General features: G+C 57.0%; 10 protein-coding genes. 1 reads left to right on the forward strand and 9 read right to left on the reverse strand.

Going from position 1 to position 17,402, the window contains the following annotated elements:
* Both SK3146_RS04915 and SK3146_RS04920 read right to left on the reverse strand, forming a co-directional pair.
* Window positions 1–1,065: a sialidase family protein gene (locus SK3146_RS04915; protein ID WP_249864027.1), complete on the reverse strand. Its 1,065-nt coding sequence runs from the start codon at window positions 1,063–1,065 to the stop codon at window positions 1–3.
* Window positions 1,062–3,251 (reverse strand): MGH1-like glycoside hydrolase domain-containing protein, encoded by a 2,190-nt coding sequence (locus SK3146_RS04920; protein WP_249864028.1) that lies wholly within the window; start codon window positions 3,249–3,251, stop codon window positions 1,062–1,064. Before SK3146_RS04920 ends, SK3146_RS04915 begins: the two co-directional genes overlap by 4 nt.
* Before the next feature lie 149 nt (window positions 3,252–3,400).
* On the opposite strand from SK3146_RS04920, the gene SK3146_RS04925 reads away from it, so the two are divergent.
* Entirely contained in the window at window positions 3,401–4,702 is a 1,302-nt protein-coding gene (locus tag SK3146_RS04925; RefSeq protein WP_024982794.1) for an IS1380 family transposase, read from the forward strand.
* A 350-nt stretch (window positions 4,703–5,052) separates the two neighbouring features.
* On the opposite strand, the gene SK3146_RS04930 is transcribed toward SK3146_RS04925, so the two are convergent.
* The 7 genes from SK3146_RS04930 to SK3146_RS04960 form a co-directional block, all read right to left on the reverse strand.
* Window positions 5,053–6,042 (reverse strand): sialidase family protein, encoded by a 990-nt coding sequence (locus tag SK3146_RS04930; RefSeq protein ID WP_249864029.1) that lies wholly within the window; start codon window positions 6,040–6,042, stop codon window positions 5,053–5,055.
* A gap of 75 nt (window positions 6,043–6,117) precedes the next feature.
* A complete protein-coding gene (locus SK3146_RS04935; protein WP_249864030.1) occupies window positions 6,118–8,487 on the reverse strand; it encodes a glycoside hydrolase family 95 protein in 2,370 nt (789 codons plus the stop codon).
* A gap of 80 nt (window positions 8,488–8,567) precedes the next feature.
* Window positions 8,568–11,288, reverse strand: coding sequence for a hypothetical protein (locus SK3146_RS04940; RefSeq protein WP_249864031.1), 2,721 nt, complete (start codon window positions 11,286–11,288; stop codon window positions 8,568–8,570).
* A 74-nt stretch (window positions 11,289–11,362) separates the two neighbouring features.
* Window positions 11,363–12,664: an alpha-L-fucosidase gene (locus tag SK3146_RS04945; RefSeq protein ID WP_249864032.1), complete on the reverse strand. Its 1,302-nt coding sequence runs from the start codon at window positions 12,662–12,664 to the stop codon at window positions 11,363–11,365.
* A 21-nt stretch (window positions 12,665–12,685) separates the two neighbouring features.
* Complete coding sequence (locus SK3146_RS04950) at window positions 12,686–15,415, reverse strand: alpha-L-rhamnosidase (RefSeq protein ID WP_249864033.1); 2,730 nt, start codon at window positions 15,413–15,415, stop codon at window positions 12,686–12,688.
* Window positions 15,416–15,629: 214 nt separating this feature from the next.
* Window positions 15,630–16,262 (reverse strand): SGNH/GDSL hydrolase family protein, encoded by a 633-nt coding sequence (locus SK3146_RS04955; RefSeq protein ID WP_249864034.1) that lies wholly within the window; start codon window positions 16,260–16,262, stop codon window positions 15,630–15,632.
* A 53-nt stretch (window positions 16,263–16,315) separates the two neighbouring features.
* Window positions 16,316–17,275 (reverse strand): dihydrodipicolinate synthase family protein, encoded by a 960-nt coding sequence (locus SK3146_RS04960; protein WP_249864035.1) that lies wholly within the window; start codon window positions 17,273–17,275, stop codon window positions 16,316–16,318.
* Window positions 17,276–17,402: the final 127 nt, after the last annotated feature.

Consider the following 17,402-nt stretch of genomic DNA (forward strand, 5'->3'; position numbering starts at 1 on the left):
TTATTCCTGCCTCGCCCACTCTTCTTCTACACGAACATACTTAATTCCTTTTCGCAAGTATGAAAATGCGACATGAATCGCACCGTCTTTTGTCGTAATAATGGAGGGATACGAATATCCGATCTCGGAGTCCTTGTACTCCAGATCCGCCATCTGCACGTTACGGAAGTACGGCCATGTCTGCCCTTCATCTTCGGATATGGCCAGCGTAAGCGGCGTGCGCAAAGGCTTCCGGCGGAAATTTCCTTTGCTGGACACCCAGCGGAATTGGTCGCGCTCCATCGTGGAATCGTTGAAAATAAGCGCCAGATGACCGTTATGCAGGCGGGTCAGCTGAATGGACGAATTGTTGTTGGCAAGCTTGCTTTTAACCGGAACGGTCCAAGTTCTTCCCTTGTCATAGGAATGGCTCGTATAAATCCGGTCGGCCTGCCGGCTGCGGAATACGGCATACAGCACACCGCTGCCTAGCTCCACAATATTCATTTGGACGCGGTGAACGCTTCCTTGAACAGGGTGTTCCTGCCAGGTACGGCCTTGGTCCGTACTGATCTGGACGACGCTGTAATGTCCGTCCATCTTGCAATAATAGGCCGGCAATATCCAGTCGCCGTTGCTCAGCACCACAATCGGCTGGCGCAGGAAGATGCCCATACCGTCGAACAGCACCTCGGGAGGTCCCCAAGTGAAGCCCCTGTCTTCGGAAATGCGGCGGACGACTCTGGACGTTTTCTGATTATGCGGCTCGTTCGACGTATGCATCAGCCATAGCTTACCGTCCGGCGCCTGAAACAAAACCGGATTTTGCTCCGATCTCTCCGGATCGCCCGACAGCTGCACCGGCGCTTCCCAGACATGCGAGCCGGCAGGCAGCCTGGACATGACGATATTCGTATCGGGATTGCCTTCCCCGCTTCCGTTGAACCAAACGCACAGCAAATCTCCGTTATCCAGCTCCAGCAGATTGGCCGCATGGCTGTCATTCGGATGAATAACGGGAAGGAACGCTTCCCGGATGGAGGAATCGTTCTCCGGCACGGTGACGACTCCGTTAAATCGACTCATAACGACACCCCTTGTCCTTGATGAATGAATTGTTGCAAAGAAAATTCCCGACGGCACAGCGTCTCTGCCTGAAAGATCCGCTTCCCGTTCACATACACGCAGTAGCCTGCCTCCAGAGGCTGCTGCCCGCAGTCCGGTCCGCAATCGCTTACAAGCGGATTCCGGTACGAAATCCGAATATCGGCTCCGGCCGCCTTCACCCGATCCAGACAAAAATAATCCAGCCCGATGTCGATCGGATCGATGATCAGTTTGTCCTGCTCTATGTTCAGTCCGGCTACGTGGGAAATAAGCAGATCGATATAGTAAGAATGATTGTATTCCTGCTCGTCGCTCAGCGGTTCGCCCGTCTCGCTGTTGTAATGCTCCACAAGCCCCGGCTGGTTCAAATCGCGCTGCATGAAATGGAGGAACGAATATTCGCGGAAATAATGGGCGAAATCGCCGTCGAATCGGTGATTCCTTCGCTTGCTCTCCTTAGCCAGCGCATCCAGCGCGATGGAATTCGTATACGGCCATGTCGGTCCGTCCCATACGCATCCGTTGCGGCCTTTGACGAAATGGCCCATCCAGCCTCCTTCCTTGGAGTAAGCCGGGCAATCGGCGGATACCGAAGGAAACGGACATCTCGTGCGGAACTCCCGCTCGTTCTGCAAATGCTCGATCATACCGTCGAACCGTTCGTCGATCATCTCCGCCCAGCCGGGATAAATGCCGACGATGTTTTTGACCATCGCCTTCTCGTCGGTTTCATAGTGCAGATCGTAGAAAAATTGCGTTTCCTCATCCCACATTTTGGCGATAATATCCCGTTTGATCTCCCCCGCCAGCTCCGCATACGCTTCCGCCTCCGGATCGCCGAAGGCTTCGCATAGCTTGGCTACGGCCTGCGTGTTCAAGTAATGATAAACCGCCCGATCTACCCTTTTCAGATGGGTATACGTGGCTTTATCCTTCGGATTTCTCGGGTAATTATGAAAATACCAGTAGCTGGGCTGGTACTCCTTGCCTGTTCGCGTATGTTTGTGCTCAATCAGCAGTTGATCGGCATCGTTGCCGTGTATGCGTTTCCACGAAGCAACCTGTTGTTTCAGAGAAGGAAGGAGTCGTTCAACCGCCGAGCGGTTTCTATGTACAAGGTACAGCTTGTAGGCCGCCCAACAGGAGAAATTGGCGAAGGAATGCATGATCGTATCGACGGTCATGCAGCAGTACATCCCGTTTTCGTCCGCGCCTTCCTTCATATTTTGCAGTGAGCCTTCGCAATAGACCGGATCATGATACCACCTCGCATCCATCAGATGCAGCGGTACGGATAAATTGATCAGCTTGCTGAATTCCCAGCCGCCTTTACCGAACGGCTTTTTGCTCTTTTTGTGGGATCGTCCCTCGTAAAACAGCGGATGCTGCAAATGACCGTACTGCGGGTCCGCCAAATTATGCCGCAGCAAAAACCAGCGATACGCCCAGGTTTTGTTCAGCAGTTCGTCGCTAGAGCGAAACACAGGCGTTTTGTCGAACCAGGACTGGTACTGTTTCTTATACTCCGCGATGATCTGATCGGCATTCGTTCCCTGCCGTACATAGCGCAGCGCCCGCTCTCTCAATACCTCACGGCTGTCCCGGCCGTCGATTCCGAATGCCCCGGCAACGATCAGTTCTTTCGTCTCTCCCGGCCTGATTCGCAATTCGCTTAGCAAGCCCGGTTCGCTTACAGCGATGACCCCCGTTACATCGAAGCTGTAATGCTCGATTTCAAATGTGCCTTGCAGCGTGCCCCCTTCGCATTCGCTGAACAGGTCCTCATAAGTCTCAAGCCGCAAAACAAGATCTTCCTTGCCGCCATTCGTCCAGGTCTGGCACGACACCGCACAATCGTCCCAAGCAATAAACTTGCGCTCCGTCAAGGACAAGCGACCGCTTTCATATTCCATCAGCAGGTGGCTGGGAAACCACTGCGTCCGGCAAGGCTCGAAGCTGACGATCCCCTGAGCGGTTACGGCGTACAACAAAGGAATGTTGATCTTGTGGATAAAATCGAATCTGCCGGCAAATCCGGGCCTGGGCTCCACATAATCCGCCCATAGCCTCGCTCCGGTGGAACCGAGCAGTAACGCGCCGGGAAGCGTGCGCAACGCCTTCTTCCCCGCCTGCAATTCCTCATCCCAAAGGCTGCCCGTTGGCATGAACTCTCCTCCGTTCTGAGCTAATTAATATTCAATTTACCCTGAATTTCGAAAGTACTGCGCATTAAAAACATAAAAAGGGCTCCAAATCTTTGGTAGAATGGTGTTTGTCCAGGACAACATCACCCAAAGAGAGGAGCACCTTTTAGGTGAAGTCTACCACACCGGTCAGCAAAATCAAGAGCGAATTTTCGCTGCAGAACGCCACGAGTTTCGGCGGCGTCAAAATCTTTTTGGCCTATCTCGAAAAAATCAAGCTCGCCGAGGCCATGCAGCGCCTTTCCGGCGGCAAAGCGCACAACGCCATTTTTCCTGTTCATCGCATCCTGCTCTATCTAATGGTTGGCTGGATGCTGGGCTGCGGGCGTATTTTTCATTTCCGCAAGTTACAGCACGATGTGTTGCTTTGTCGTTTTCTGGGAGGCCGTCTGCCGCATCACAGTTTGCTGTACAAGGAGCTCGCGCGTCTGGGCAGATCCTGCCCGCAGCTCCCGACGGAACTGCGCAAGCTGAATATGGAAATCATTCATCTCTGCTTGCCGTCCAAGCCAATCCTTGATCTGGACTCCTCGGTGGAGACGGTATACGGGGAGCAGGCCGGCGCGGCCAAAGGCACCAATCCGCATAAGCCCGGACGAAACAGCTACCATCCGTTGCTGGCTTTTGAAGGGCAAACCCACTTGAATCTGAATGCGAGGCTTCGCCCCGGCAACACGCATTCTTCAACCGACGCAATCGACTTTTTGCAGCAAACCTTCGCACTGCTCGGCGAGCGCCAAGTGGCGTACGCCCGGTTCGACAAAGGCTTTGGCGGCGAGGATTTCTACCAACTGTGGGAAGGCCGCAAGATCGGTTACGTCGGCAAAATGAAATGGACCAAACGCCTCGCAAGCGACGTGGCGGCTTGTCGCTACTGGACGCGCTATGTCGACGAGGACTGGATCATCGAGGGCATCACTTTGATTTACAAAGCTACGTCCTGGAAAAAGCCCCGTCGCGTAGCGGTCATTCGTAAGACGCAAGTCTGCGAAGACGGTCAAGGCCGCATCGTATTCGACGAGGACTGGCAGTATGAAGCGATTGTAACCAACCTGGAGTGGGAACCAATTGACCTATGGCGCTTTTACAACCAGCGTTGCTGCATGGAAAATTACATCAAAGAGGCGAAAGACGGTTTTTCCATGGACCGGATCGCGACCAGTGATTTTGAAGCGAATGAAGTCGATCTGCTGATCAAGTTGCTGGCCTACAATTTGTTCGAACGCTTTAAGCGCGATTGTTGCGAACCGATGCATCAGGGTTATACGATTGCAAGATTCCGACTGGAGTTCTTTCATTGCGCGGCGACGCTTGTTCGGCATAGTCGCGCGGTCGTGCTCAAGCTGATCAAGGATTTCGACGGTCGTCATGCATGGAAACGAATCGAAGCCAAAGTGGTTCAATTGGAGTGACGGCTTCCAACATTTCACATGGAAAACAACAATGCCCCTTTTCTGGGGAGGGGGGAGTTATCCCCATGTGGATATTGGTTTCAAAATTTCGCTGGTCCCACTCCCACTTATTCACAGTTGTTGATCCGCTCCTGGATGATCGCCACCGCATTCTTATGCGCTTTCGAAATTCAGGTTTACTTACATGCTTAAGTATATAAAATTTCAATGCGCGATGAGTGGTGGTTATCTGCTCAATCTATAGGGCAATTACACTTATTCCCTTTGCTCCATGATGCAATGAATCCCCTAGTCCGGTCCGGGAACCGGTAGGGGATTCGCTATGGCTTGGAACGGGCTTCCGGCGGCTGTTAAGAAACCGCCTCCGATAGCCGAATATGATAAAAGGCGATGCGCTCTCTTCTCCACGTGTATGTAATATACAGGTCGCTGCCTCTGGCGACGATCGCCGGATACGAATATTGCTTGATCCCTTCGTCCAGCTTCAGCTCCTGCTTCCACGTCCTGCCGTTATCCTCCGACAGACGCAGCACAAGCGGGGTTCGCGGTCCCTTCTTCTTCCCTTCCTCGGTGCGGACGGGATTGTAGACAAGCGCGAGCACGCCGGAATCCAGCTTCGCCAGATCGATCCCGCTGTTATTGTTCGGCAGCTCGGTAGCATACGCCTCGCACCAGGTTCGCCCGCCGTCGGCGGAATCGCTGCGGTATATTTCCCCCTCCGTGCTGCGCGTCAACATATGCACATTTCCCGGAACGGACTCCCATAGCGCCGGTTGGATAATCCCCTTCCCCCTCAGGCGGCTGTGGTCGATCGGCACAGTTTCGCTGCGATGCCATGTCGTCCCTCCGTCAAGTGACAGATCGACGAAGCAGTCCCAAGCCGGCTCCAGCGAAGCCGGAGCGGCGATCGTCCCGTCATGCAGCAGAATGGGCTTGTTTTTGACAGGCCCCCGGCCTCCCGCATCTCCTTCCACCAGCTGTACGGGCTCGCTCCAAGTAATCCCCTGATCCTCGGAATACATAACCATCGTAACCCATTCGGCAATGGAATGGCCTACTTTATAATACAACTGCAGCACTCCGTCGGGTCTGAGAAACAGCACCGGATTCCAATGCGGCACTCCCTCGCGATCGGCTGCCTTGACCGGGGCCGTCCATCCCTCCAGGTTGCGCCGCGAGACCCAGATGGCTACATCGCCCGCCTTCTCCGCAGTGCCGCCGAACCAAGCGGCTATAATCTCACCGCCGGGCAGCACCTCCAGCGTCGATGCGTGGCAGCTCGGGAACGGTCTGTCCTCTTCGAAAATAAATTCCTTCACAATATGTTTATATTCTACCAACAATGAATCCCCCTTCTGTCCCGTGCAGCGCCGCCTCCTGTTGCAATCGGGAGAGCGCGCCGCTTCCTCCTTCGGTTATACGGGCACTATGTCGTAGCTTTGCCCGGCCTCCGTATGCCATACAAGCTCATGTCCGGTGCTCTCGCCGGCAATATCGGCTCCTCCGCGCCGTACGGAAACCGGATGCGGCGTCCATAAGCGGCAGGGCTTGCCCGCCGAAGATAACAGCCGGGCGCGGACTAATCGGCCCTCCGCCCATTCCATATCGATCTCGAATCCGCCGCGGGCGCGCAAACCTTTGGCCGTTCCGCGAGACCACTGCTCGGGGAGCGCGGGCAACAGACGCACCCGGCCGCCATGGCTTTGCAGAAGCAGCTCGGCGATCCCTGCTGTCCCCGCCAAATTGCCGTCGATTTGGAAAATATCGAGCTTCACCTTCGGGTGCCGGTGCGCATTCATCAGGTTCAGATGCGTTCCGGCCAGCAATTCGTTCAAAAACCGATGGGCCTTGTCAGGCTCGCCCAGACGCGCCCAGAAACTGACCGTCCAAGCGCAGCTCCATCCCGTATGCGCCCCGCCGTGAGCCAGCCTCCGCTCCAATGCAGCACGACAAGCTTCGATCCAGACCGGATCGTCTTCCCGCGTAAACAGCCCGAGCGGATGCAGCGCGGCCAGATGGGCGATATGGCGGTGTCCCGGCTCCAGTTCATCATAATCTTCCGCCCACTCCTGCAGCTGCCCGTGCTTGCCGATCCGAAACGGCGGCAGACGGCGCAGCGCCTCTTCCAGCTCCCCGCACAACCGCGCCTCCTTCTGCAGAATACGTCCCGCTTCGATACAATGGCCGAACAAGTCGCGGATCAGCGCCATATCCAGAGTGGAAGCGTAGGTTACGCTGCTTTGCTGGCCGTCCGCCGTGACGAACATATTCTCCGGCGACGTCGAAGGACAAGTTACGAGCTGGCCGTCAGAGCCTTCCACCAGCCAGTCGAGGCAAAACAAAGCAGCCTCCTTCATCGCCGGGAACGCCCGCTCAAGAAATCGCTCGTCTTGGCTGAAAGCGTAATGCTCCCATAGATGATGGCACAGCCACGCGCCCGCCATCGGCCAAAACGCCCAACTCGGAGATCCTCCGACCGGAGTCGACGTTCTCCACAGGTCGATGTTATGGTGAGCGGTCCAGCCTCTGCTGCGGTAATGAACGGCGGCCGTCTGCCGTCCCGTCCACCGCAAATCCTCAATCCAATCGAGCAGCGGCTGGTGGCATTCCTCCAGATGGCAAACCTCCGCCGGCCAATAATTCATCTCGACGTTGATATTCGTCGTCCAGCTGCTGCACCAGGGCGGCTGCGTCTTATCGTTCCATATTCCCTGCAAGTTGGCCGGCTGAGTGCCCGGGCGCGAGCTCGACAGGAGCAAGTATCTCCCGTATTGAAAAAAAAGCGCCGCCAAGCCCGGGTCATCCGCCCCTTCTCTTACGGCGCGAATCCGCTCATCCGTAGGCATCCCGTTCATCGCTTCGTCTCCCAGCTGCAGCGCGGCGCGGCCGAAGTAAGCGCCGTATTCTTCGATATGCCGCGCTTTCAGCCGCTCATAGCCCGCTGATGCCGCATGATCCAGCCGCGACTCGCACAGCCGCGCCGGGTTCGGCGCCGATGCGGAAGCGGGATCGCCCCTGAAGCCGTTATAGCTCGTTGCCGCAGCGATGAACAGCGTAATCGCGCCTGAACCGGTAATCCGCATTCTGCCGCCGCTCGTCTCCACCTTGCCCTTCTCCACCTCGACATGAATCTGCAGCTCGAAGCTCATGCCCTTGCCTTCTTCATACTTTACCGGATCGGGCGCCTTCATCGTGTTCGGAAGCACATGATACGGGCTGCGGCCGGAGAGCTTAAGCCGGTTCGGCGCCGTCTCGCTCACCGTATAACGGAGCGGACTGTGCAGAAGCACGGTGAGCGCCGTCTTGGCGTTATGATGCAGACGTACGGCCATCACCTGATCGGCGGCCGATACGAATACCTCCCGCGTGCAGAGCGCTCCTCCCAAACGGTAACGGGTCCTTACGATCCCTTCGTCCATGTCCAGCTCTCTGCGGTAACCTGTCGCTTCTCCCTGCTCGTCAAACCACAGCTCCATATCGCCGAGCGGCATGTACGACTCGATCTCTTCTCCTTCCATGTATTGTTCGATGATGCCCTCCGCTTCCTCATGCCGCCCTCCGAAAATCAGTTGGCGCGCATAGTCCAAATGCAGTTGGACGTCGTGGCGAACCTTTTCTCTCGGCTCTCCCGACCATAAGGTATCTTCATTGAAGCTGATCCGCTCTCTCCCGGCGCCTCCATATACCATGCCTCCGAATCGGCCGTTGCCGACGGGGAGCGCCTCGAACCAATGGCTCGCGGCTTGTTTGTACCAGATCGCCGAACGGCTGCCGGTTCCGGACATTGGTTTTCCTCCTCTTCGCAGGTAAGGCCGGGAAGCCGGACCGGGTAATGTCCCGGACAAGCCCCCCGGCCGTCGTCATCCTATTCGTATAACCAATCCAGCGTTTCCACGCCGTCGTTTTTATGCTCGACATTTCTCGGGCGAATGCTCTGCCCTGCAGGCACAACGCCGAGAAGCAGGTACGCTCCTTTGCCGAAATCCAGCGTATGCCGGCCGGCATCGAACCGGAAGGCGTGAACGTTAACCGAAGGGTATGCGTACAAGCGCAGTCCTTTTTTCAGCAGCGGCTCGTAGCCTCCCATATCGTCGGCATGCGTATTTTCCTCCAGGCTCGGGGCCTGCAGCCACTGCTGATCCTTGGAATTAAAATATCCGATCAGCACTTGCGCCGGCTCGGCAAGCTCGAATTCGAGAGCAATGCCGCGAAGCCCCGCTTCCCGCTGGCTGAAGCGCACGCCGGTCAAGCCGTCGAGCTCCTCCGCGCAGCCGACGATATGAATATCGCCGTCCGTGAACACCTCCGCGCCCTTCTCCACGCGGAAGGTTTCCGCATGGCCGGAAAGCAATGTGAACGAAGCCTGCTCCAGCGCGGAAATCGGCTGCTGCCTGTTCTTCAATGCCTCCGGCAGCGTTCCCGACTTCAGCTCTTGCACATGGAAGCGGAAACGATCCAGCTCCTGCTCGTACACCGGCAGACATTCGCGCCAGTGCCTGAACTCCATTCCGTTGCGAATCGGCACCTTCCGCTGCGGCGTCTGCATACTGTTGGCGAACAGATACGTATCGTCCGTCAAGCTCGTCAATCTGCGGTAGCTGTTCAGGCTGCTTTCCATGTAATCGCCCGCCCGCTCCAGCAGATCGGTCCGCTGAAAGTAATCATCCTGCACGGTATGTTTATACGTTAACAAAAGGATCGCTGCCCGCACTTTATCCGCATATACGCCCACCATCTCGCGAATGGCCTGAACATCGCTTCTCAGCCGCTCGAACTCGGCGCGGCCCCGCGTCACGGCGCCCGCCGCCCGATCGATCGCCTCCAGCGCATCCTGCGCATGGCGCTCGCTGTCCGCGATAATGTCCGGCGGCGTCTCTCCGACATGAGGCTCCTTGCCCAGCTCCCTGACGACGTACTCCTCAAGCCGTTCTCCCTGAGGCGACTGCGATTCCCACAAATCCGGCCACGGCATATGACGCTCCGGATTCGTAAGCTGGCTCATCGTCATCCCGAGGCTCATCGTCTGGCGGTTTCCTTCGGTTATGCCGAAGCGGCGCAACAGCTTAGGCGCACACTCGCCCGCCGCCTCATAAGCGTCCAGAATCGCTTCGCCCGCTTCCCGGCTGCCGTACCGCTCCGCCAGAAGTCCGCTCCAATAATGACGTTCCGCTTCGGGATCGCGGTCCGGGTTCCAGGCGTAGCGGAACCAGGCCGCATACCAAATCCAATCCCGGTCGATTTGTCTAAGGCGCGGCGCGCCTTCCTCCGGCTTATCCGGCGAATAAGGCCAATCCCAGAAGAACAGCGGATACAGATGAAGCCCGTTCGACTTCAGCCGGTATTTGGCGGCCTGCATGCATTTTTGAATGAACGCCGGCGCGCCGTAACGGAACGGCTCCAGATTGGCGAGAATATGTACGTTCACGATATGAATCGTCTGCAGCGAGCCGAGACGGTTATGAATGTCCTGCCATTTCCCCCTCGGCGTATAGGTCGTCAGCGATTCGCCGTTGTACTTGGCCTCGGTGTACAAGTTCGGATACAGCGGCAGCGCAGCTTCGATCACCTTTTGCGGCTCGATGGCGTGGGAGCGCAAAATGATCGGCGGCTTCTCCTTGACGTTGGAGTGACGGAGCCCTTCCAGCAGTCCGGCGATAATCGTATCGTTAAACCATTCGACGCCGTAAATTTGCCCCTGCAGCGCTTCCCCTAGGCAAACCATCAAGCCGACGTTCGGGAAAGAGCGGACAAAGGCCGCGATCGATTTCTTGTAATAATCGGCGGTCAGCGGAAGCGGCTTCGGCTGATGCAGCTTCAGCCCGTGCTTCTCGGCGAACGGCAGCGGAATATGTATATTGTAAAATTTCAGCACGAGCCAGATGCCTCTGCGGTCGGCCTCCTCCGCCAGCCAGCGGAACGTATCCACGTTCAGCGCAAATTCCTCTTCGGTCACTTCCAGCGCCTCGGGGTAATCCTCCAGCTTGACGAGCGAGGAGAACGGATGCCCGCTCCACAAGTAGATGATGTTGCAGCGCTGCTCCAGCAGCATATTCAGAAAATCGAGCCACAGCGCCCGGTCGTAAAACCACGGGAAGCGCCCCGGCGTTATCGGGTATTCATACGTTTGCCGCGGCGGTTCAACCGTCGTCTTCTGCAATCCGATAGCCGGACCGCGCAGCGAGAAGTCGGGCGCATCGCCGTAGGCGAGATCCTTCGGCAGCTTTCCCGCTTTCCCGATGCGCTCGGCAAGCTCCTGGCAGCCGTACAGCACGCCTGAATCGTTCCCCCCGGAAACGACGGTTAAATTCCCCGGCAGGCTGTACAAGTAAAAGCCTTCCTTGGCCGGAGCCTCCGTATGATACAGCAGCACATCGCGCCGTTCAAGCTCTTGCAGCAGCGCGGATTCGCCGCGGCTGCCTGCGTACAATCGGATTTCGTCCTCCGCCCGATAATTGTCCCAGCTCCAGTCCGCCTCTTGCAGCCGGACGTCATAGCCGGCCTGCTGCAGAGCTTCCTGCAGCAGCCGGATACCGTATTCCACCCGCGGCGCGGGCCGGCTGTCATGGCCGATAGTGATCGTTAACATGAGTCGGTGTTTCCCTCCGTTTCCTTGTATCGTTTCTTGGGTATCGTTTCCTTGTATCGTTCTACAGTCCGCCTCTATTTCAAAAACAGCTCGATAACAGGCACCGTTACATTCGGCTGCTTGACGGGAAGCGATAGCGTCAGCGTACTCTCGTCTCTGCCTTCCCGATAAGCGCCTTCCTCGATCCCGCTCTGCACGAAGCCTTCCTTGAAGCGGATTTCGGAGGCGTCGTTCAAGAGCTGGGCATATTCCACCCGTCCCGCGAAGCCGCGCAGATGAATATTTTTGAACGGCCAGCTGTAGACGTGCAGATACATCCGATTCGTCTGCGGATTATAGGTCAGGCGGCAGTCCCTCGGGCATTCGAAGGAATCCGGAGCCTGAGTGCAGCCGTAGATGGACCGACTATGCCGCTTCATCCACTCGCCGATCCCTTTCAGGCGGTCTATGGCGCGCTCGTCGAATTCTCCTCTTCCGGTCGGACCGACATTGAGCAGCAGATTGCCGCCTTTGCTCACGACGTCGATCAGCATTTTGATCAATACCTCGACGCTCTTCCAAGTCTCCTCCTCGCGGTGGTAGCCCCACGAACCGCTGAACGTATGGCAGGTTTCCCATACGACGCGTTTGCCGTTCACCTCCACCCAGCGGGTCGGAATATACTGCTCGGGCGTCGTAATGTCGCCCCCAATCTGCAGCCGATCGTTGAGCAATATATTCGGCTGCAGCTCCCGGATCATCCGAACCAGCTCGGCGCTGCCCCAATCGTCCTTGCCTTTACCGGCCAAGCCGTTCTCCTCGGGGAACGAGAAATCGTAGAACATCAGATCGACCGGCCCGAATTCCGTAAGCAGCTCGCGGGTTTGACCGAATAAATAGTCGCGGTATTGCGCAAAATCCCGCTGCTTGCTAGCTTCGATGAACTCGGGATCGAAGCGCAGCGGATGCTTCGGATCGACCGTATAATGCGGATGATGCCAGTCGATCAGCGAATGATAGAAGCCGACCTTCATATCGCGGCGGCGAAACGCATCGACCATCGGCCTAAGCACGTCCCGCCCAGCCGGACTGTTAGGAGCTTTGTAATCGGTCAGCTTGCTGTCCCACAGGCAGAAGCCTTCATGATGCTTCGTCGTCACGACGAAATATTTCATCCCCGCGTCGCCGGCGAGCTGAGCCCATAATTCCGGGTCGTACAGATCGGGATCGAACCGCTTGAAATATTTGCCGTATTTCTCCGGAGACAGTCTCTCCCGGGATTGCAGCCATTCATGCCGCGCTCCGAGCGAATATAACCCCCAATGAATAAATAAACCGAACCGGTCCTGCGTAAACCATTCGCTGTTGCCCGTCGTAGGTTGAATCTCAAAAGTCACTTCGTTTCCCCCTTGAATGGATTATGAAGATTGCATCATTTGATCCGGCATCGCATCCGAGCCGTTCTCTCGCGCCTGCGCCCCGCTTGCCCGAGAGAGCCGCGAAATGAACGTATAACTGCCGGAGCCTGCTTCGAACACCGTGTAACCGCCTTCCGTCCGCAGGTTATGCAACGAATCGTAAACCTGCAAGCTGTCGTTTAAAATAACTCCCGGCACATAGACAGTCGCGGTCGTATTAACCGGAATGGCGGCCTTCATCACGAACCAGGATTGCTCCCGCTTCCACTCGACGCGGATCGTGCCGTAGACGGAGCGAAACTCGCCCGAAGCATGCTGCAGCCCTCCGCCTGGACGCGGCCGCAAGATCAGATGCTTATATCCCGTCCCGTCGCCGTTGTTGATGCCGAGAATATTCTGGTACATCCATTCGCCGACGGAACCGAGGGAATAATGATTGAACGAATTCATGCCCGGATTCTGGAAGCCGTCCGTTTCCGTCCAGGCGTCCCACCGCTCCCAGATCGTGGTCGCTCCGTGCTTGACCGAATACAGCCAGGAAGGGAACGTATCCTGCATCAGCAGCGAGTACGCCACATCCTCGCGCCCCGCCTCCGTCAAGGCGGGCAGCAGATAGCCGACGCCGAGAAAGCCGGTCGTCAAATGGTTGCCGTGCTCTTCGATATTGCGGACCAAATGCTCCGTCGCAAGGCTGCGTTCTTCCCCGGAAAGCAGGTTCATCTTCAGCGCGAGCACGTACACGGTCTGCGTATCTCCTTTGATCCGCCCGTCCCGGCCGACGAAGGCGCGCCGGAAAGCCTCCTTGATCTCAGCGAACAACCGGTCGAACCGCTGCGCGTCTCCGGTTTCTCCCAGCGCGGCGGCAGCCTGGGCGAGCAGCCGTGTGCTGTAGGCAAAATAAGCCGTATCCAATACGTCCTTCGGCGTCTCCGCATTGACCGAAAGCCAATCGCCGTAGTTGGAATAACCGGGACGGATCAAACCGTCGCTGTTCGCCTGCAAATACTCGACCCAGCGCACCATGGCCGGGTAGCATTCCCGCAGCGTCCGACGGTCTCCATACACTTGATAGACCGTCCATGGAATGACGGCGCCCGCATCTCCCCAGCCTCCGTTATCCGGAGCATGCCAGTTCAGCTCTTCGTGGTTATGCTTGAATTCCTCCCAGCCGGCATCCGGCGCTACGTCGGGAAACGCTCCCGAAGCGTGCTGGGCATCCATGACATCGATCATATATTTATGGAAAAAGCGGCCGACATCCATATTAAAGCTGGCGGTACGGGCAAAAATCTGCGCGTCTCCCGTCCAGCCGAGCCGCTCGTCGCGCTGCGGACAGTCCGTCGGCACACTGATGAAATTGCCGCGCTGGCCCCACTCGATATTGCTGAGCAGCTTGTTCAGCATCACGTTCGACGTGTGAAGCTCGCCGGTCCGCGCAGTCGCCGAATGCACGACTCTGCCGATAACCGTATTCAGCGTAGGCGGGCTTAAGAGGCCGGCCACTTCGACATAACGGAACCCGTGGAAGGTGAAATGCGGCTCCAATACCGCCTCCTTCTCCCCGTTCAGCATGTACGTCTCCTGCTGTACCGCTTCGCGCAGATTAATGCTGTACAGCGTATTATCGGTGTTCAGCATTTCGGCGCAAGCCACCGTCACCGTTTGTCCGGGCTGCGCATCCTCGACGCGAAGGCGGACCCAGCCGACCATATTTTGCCCCATGTCGAAAAGATAGGTCCCCCGCTCGGTCCGCTTCAGACTGACCGGCAGCAGCTCCTTCATCACCCGAACAGGCGGGTCGATCTGCGCGGTTAGCGCGCCGTCGTAGCGCCCCAGCACGACAGGCCGCTCCCAGGCGGCATCGTCAAAGCCCGGCAGCTTCCAGCCTTGCGGCTCCAAGCGAGAGTCGTAGGCTTCGCCTTTTAACAAATCCGAATACAGGATCGGCCCTGCGAACGTTTTCCACGTTTCATCCGTTACGACCTGCGCGGAGGTGCCGTCCTCATATTCGATATGAAGCTCGACGAGCAGATGAGGATTGTCTCCATACCGGTTATTGCCGAACATTCCCACATGACCGGCATACCAGCCGGTGCCTACAACAGCGCCGACGGTCATCTCTCCCGGCTGCATAAAGGCCGTCACATCGTAGGTTTGGTACTGTACGCGCTTTCCGTAATCGGTCCAGCCCGGAGCAAAGTAATCCTGCCCGACCCGTTCCCCGTTCAAGTGCAGCTCGTACAGCCCCAGTGCGCTGGCATAAGCGAAGGCTTGCCTGACAGGCTTTTCCACCCGGAACGACCTGCGGAAATAGGGGGATGGCAGCAGCCCCTCATACTCGGTTTGCTCCGGTTTGGATCTGGCGATCCAGCGGGCCTTCCACTCGCTTCTCTCCAGAATCCCCATCGAATATCGGGCGATGCCGCTCCAAGCGGACGGCTGGTCCTCCCCGTCCCAGACTCTGACTTTCCAATAGTACACTTGGCGCGATGCCAGCGGGCTCCCGTCATACTCTACGTGAACCGATTGATCGGATAACACCTTGCCGCTATCCCAAACATCGGGTGCGTCGTCCTTCAGCCGCTGCACGCTGGTCGCCGCCATCACTTGATAAGCCGTCTGAACCAGGCCGTAAGCTTCCGATTCCATGATCCAGCTGAATCTCGGCTTGCGCGTATCGAGCCCTAACGGGTTCTCGAAGTATTCTGTCTTCAAGTCGGTTATTTTCATCCTTTTCTCCCCTATACGCAAATAAATGATGTTTCCTTCGCTTGCAACCAGTTTACAGGAATGCCGTGGAGCAACTATAGGGCGAATTCATCCTCTTTATAGGCGCTGACTTGCACCTTCGCCCCCCCGTCGGCCGCTTGTCCCAAGCTCCCGGGCCAAAACAGCAAAAGCTGCAACCACAGAATTGTGGCATGCAGCTTCTCCTTGTAAAAAGCTAAGACTTGTGGGCCAGTACCGCCTTAAGCCATGTAGACGCCATTAAGGTGTCGCCGAGGCTATTCATATGGACGCCGTCGGTCGTCAGATCCTGTCCGGTGTCGCAGCCGATGAAACGGATAAACGCCTCATGGGTCGGGACGAGAATGGCGCCGTATTGCTCCGCCAGCCGGTTCACCGCCTCGACGTACGGCTTAAGCAGCAGATTGCCCGTCGAGTCCTCGTACTCCTTGATGACCGTAGGCTGCATCAAAATCAGCCGGCAGCCCGGAATCGAGCTGGCCCGGTCCAGCAGACGGCGGTACACTTCTTCGAAGCGGTCCGGGTACACCTGCTCGACATCCGGCGCATCCATCTGCCGCCATACATCGTTAATGCCGATCGATACGGATACCCACTGCGGTTTATGATCCATAACATCCAGCGTCCACCGCTTCTCCAAGTCGATGACCCGGTTGCCGGAAACGCCCTCATTAATGATTTTGAGCGAGAGCTCCGGATAAAGCGCCGTCAGCGTATCATGCAGCATGCGCACGTAGCCGTTGCCCAGCTTCAGCGGGTCTTTTTTTCTCCCCTTATCCGTAATGCTGTCGCCGATAAAAACAATTTTGTCCTTCGCCTGAAAAAGCATAATTGCCTGTCTCCTCCTCATTCATTCGGGTATGCCGGCATCGCCGCTCTTCGTCAACAAGGCTGGGATACCGTTTGCAAATAACGCTTCACCAGAACGTACAGCTCATCGAGCTGCTCCACCTCTAGGCGGTGGTTGCCGCCGAAAACCGCCGCATCTTTTGAACGGCAATGCAGTCCGATGTCCAAACCCTTCCTGCCCAGATGATACTTGGCATTAACGGGATATTGCTGCAGTTCGATCAGCGAAGCCGCTCCGATAAAGGCTTGAATCGCTTCGGCCGCCTCCGGCTCCTCCTGCCAGCGTGCGGTCAGCCGGACGTAGAGATCGGGATGAAAGTTGGCCATCACGCCGCTGAATCCGGCCGCCCCGAGCTTCAATGAAGCCAGCAGCGTCGCCGAGTTGGCGTTAAAAATTTGCAGCGGACTGCCCTTCACCGCTTCGAGCTTCGCAGCCAGCTGCGGCAAGCTGCAGCAGGTATCCTTCAGGAACCAAAATCTTCCCGTTTCGGCGCACCAGCGCAACGTTTGCGGCGACAGAAGCCTTTTGTACGGGTAAGGACATTCATATATGCCAAGCGGCACGCCGGGCACCCGCTCCAGCAGCCGCTGCGTGCGCTCCATCCATACGTCGTCGGATTCGCTTTGCTTCGCCAGCCGGTTGCTTACCAGCACGACTGCGGCGACGCCGGTATCGGCGATGCGCCCGATCTCCTCGGCTTGCCCCTCGGGTCCGTCCGAAATATGTCCGGATGCGATGACCGGCACCCTGCCCGCAGCCTGGTTCTGTACAAACCGTGCAAGCTTGACCCGTTCCTCCAACGAAAGGTAGAACATTTCGCTGGATTGACATACCGCGAATAACCCTTGCACGCCCTGTCCGATATACCATTCCACCAGCTGCTCCAAGGCATGATAATCCACCTCAAGGCTATCGGTAAACGAGGTAATCATCGTCGGCCATACGCCGCTTGGTATGCTGTTTGCAATCATCGGCAGCAATCCTTTCATCATCGTTTCCCTTACTATAAGCGGAATCGGCCGAACCGGAAATGGGGGATTCAAACCAACTCCGTCGCCCGGCGGCGGACAGAAGGTTCAATTCACCTATAGTTGCAGCCGGTTAACCCCCAATTTTATC

This window comes from Paenibacillus konkukensis, from assembly GCF_023523925.1.
In the GTDB taxonomy this organism is placed as follows: domain Bacteria; phylum Bacillota; class Bacilli; order Paenibacillales; family NBRC-103111; genus Paenibacillus_S; species Paenibacillus_S doosanensis.

Bases quoted from the DNA above. Each gene is read 5' to 3' on its own strand.
- SK3146_RS04935 (WP_249864030.1), bottom strand. From the start codon at position 8,487: ATGTCCGGAACCGGCAGCCGTTCGGCGATCTGGTACAAACAAGCCGCG.
- SK3146_RS04940 (WP_249864031.1), bottom strand. From the start codon at position 11,288: ATGTTAACGATCACTATCGGCCATGACAGCCGGCCCGCGCCGCGGGTG.
- SK3146_RS04915 (WP_249864027.1), bottom strand. From the start codon at position 1,065: ATGAGTCGATTTAACGGAGTCGTCACCGTGCCGGAGAACGATTCCTCC.
- SK3146_RS04960 (WP_249864035.1), bottom strand. From the start codon at position 17,275: ATGATGAAAGGATTGCTGCCGATGATTGCAAACAGCATACCAAGCGGC.
- SK3146_RS04920 (WP_249864028.1), bottom strand. From the start codon at position 3,251: ATGCCAACGGGCAGCCTTTGGGATGAGGAATTGCAGGCGGGGAAGAAG.
- SK3146_RS04955 (WP_249864034.1), bottom strand. From the start codon at position 16,262: ATGCTTTTTCAGGCGAAGGACAAAATTGTTTTTATCGGCGACAGCATT.
- SK3146_RS04950 (WP_249864033.1), bottom strand. From the start codon at position 15,415: ATGAAAATAACCGACTTGAAGACAGAATACTTCGAGAACCCGTTAGGG.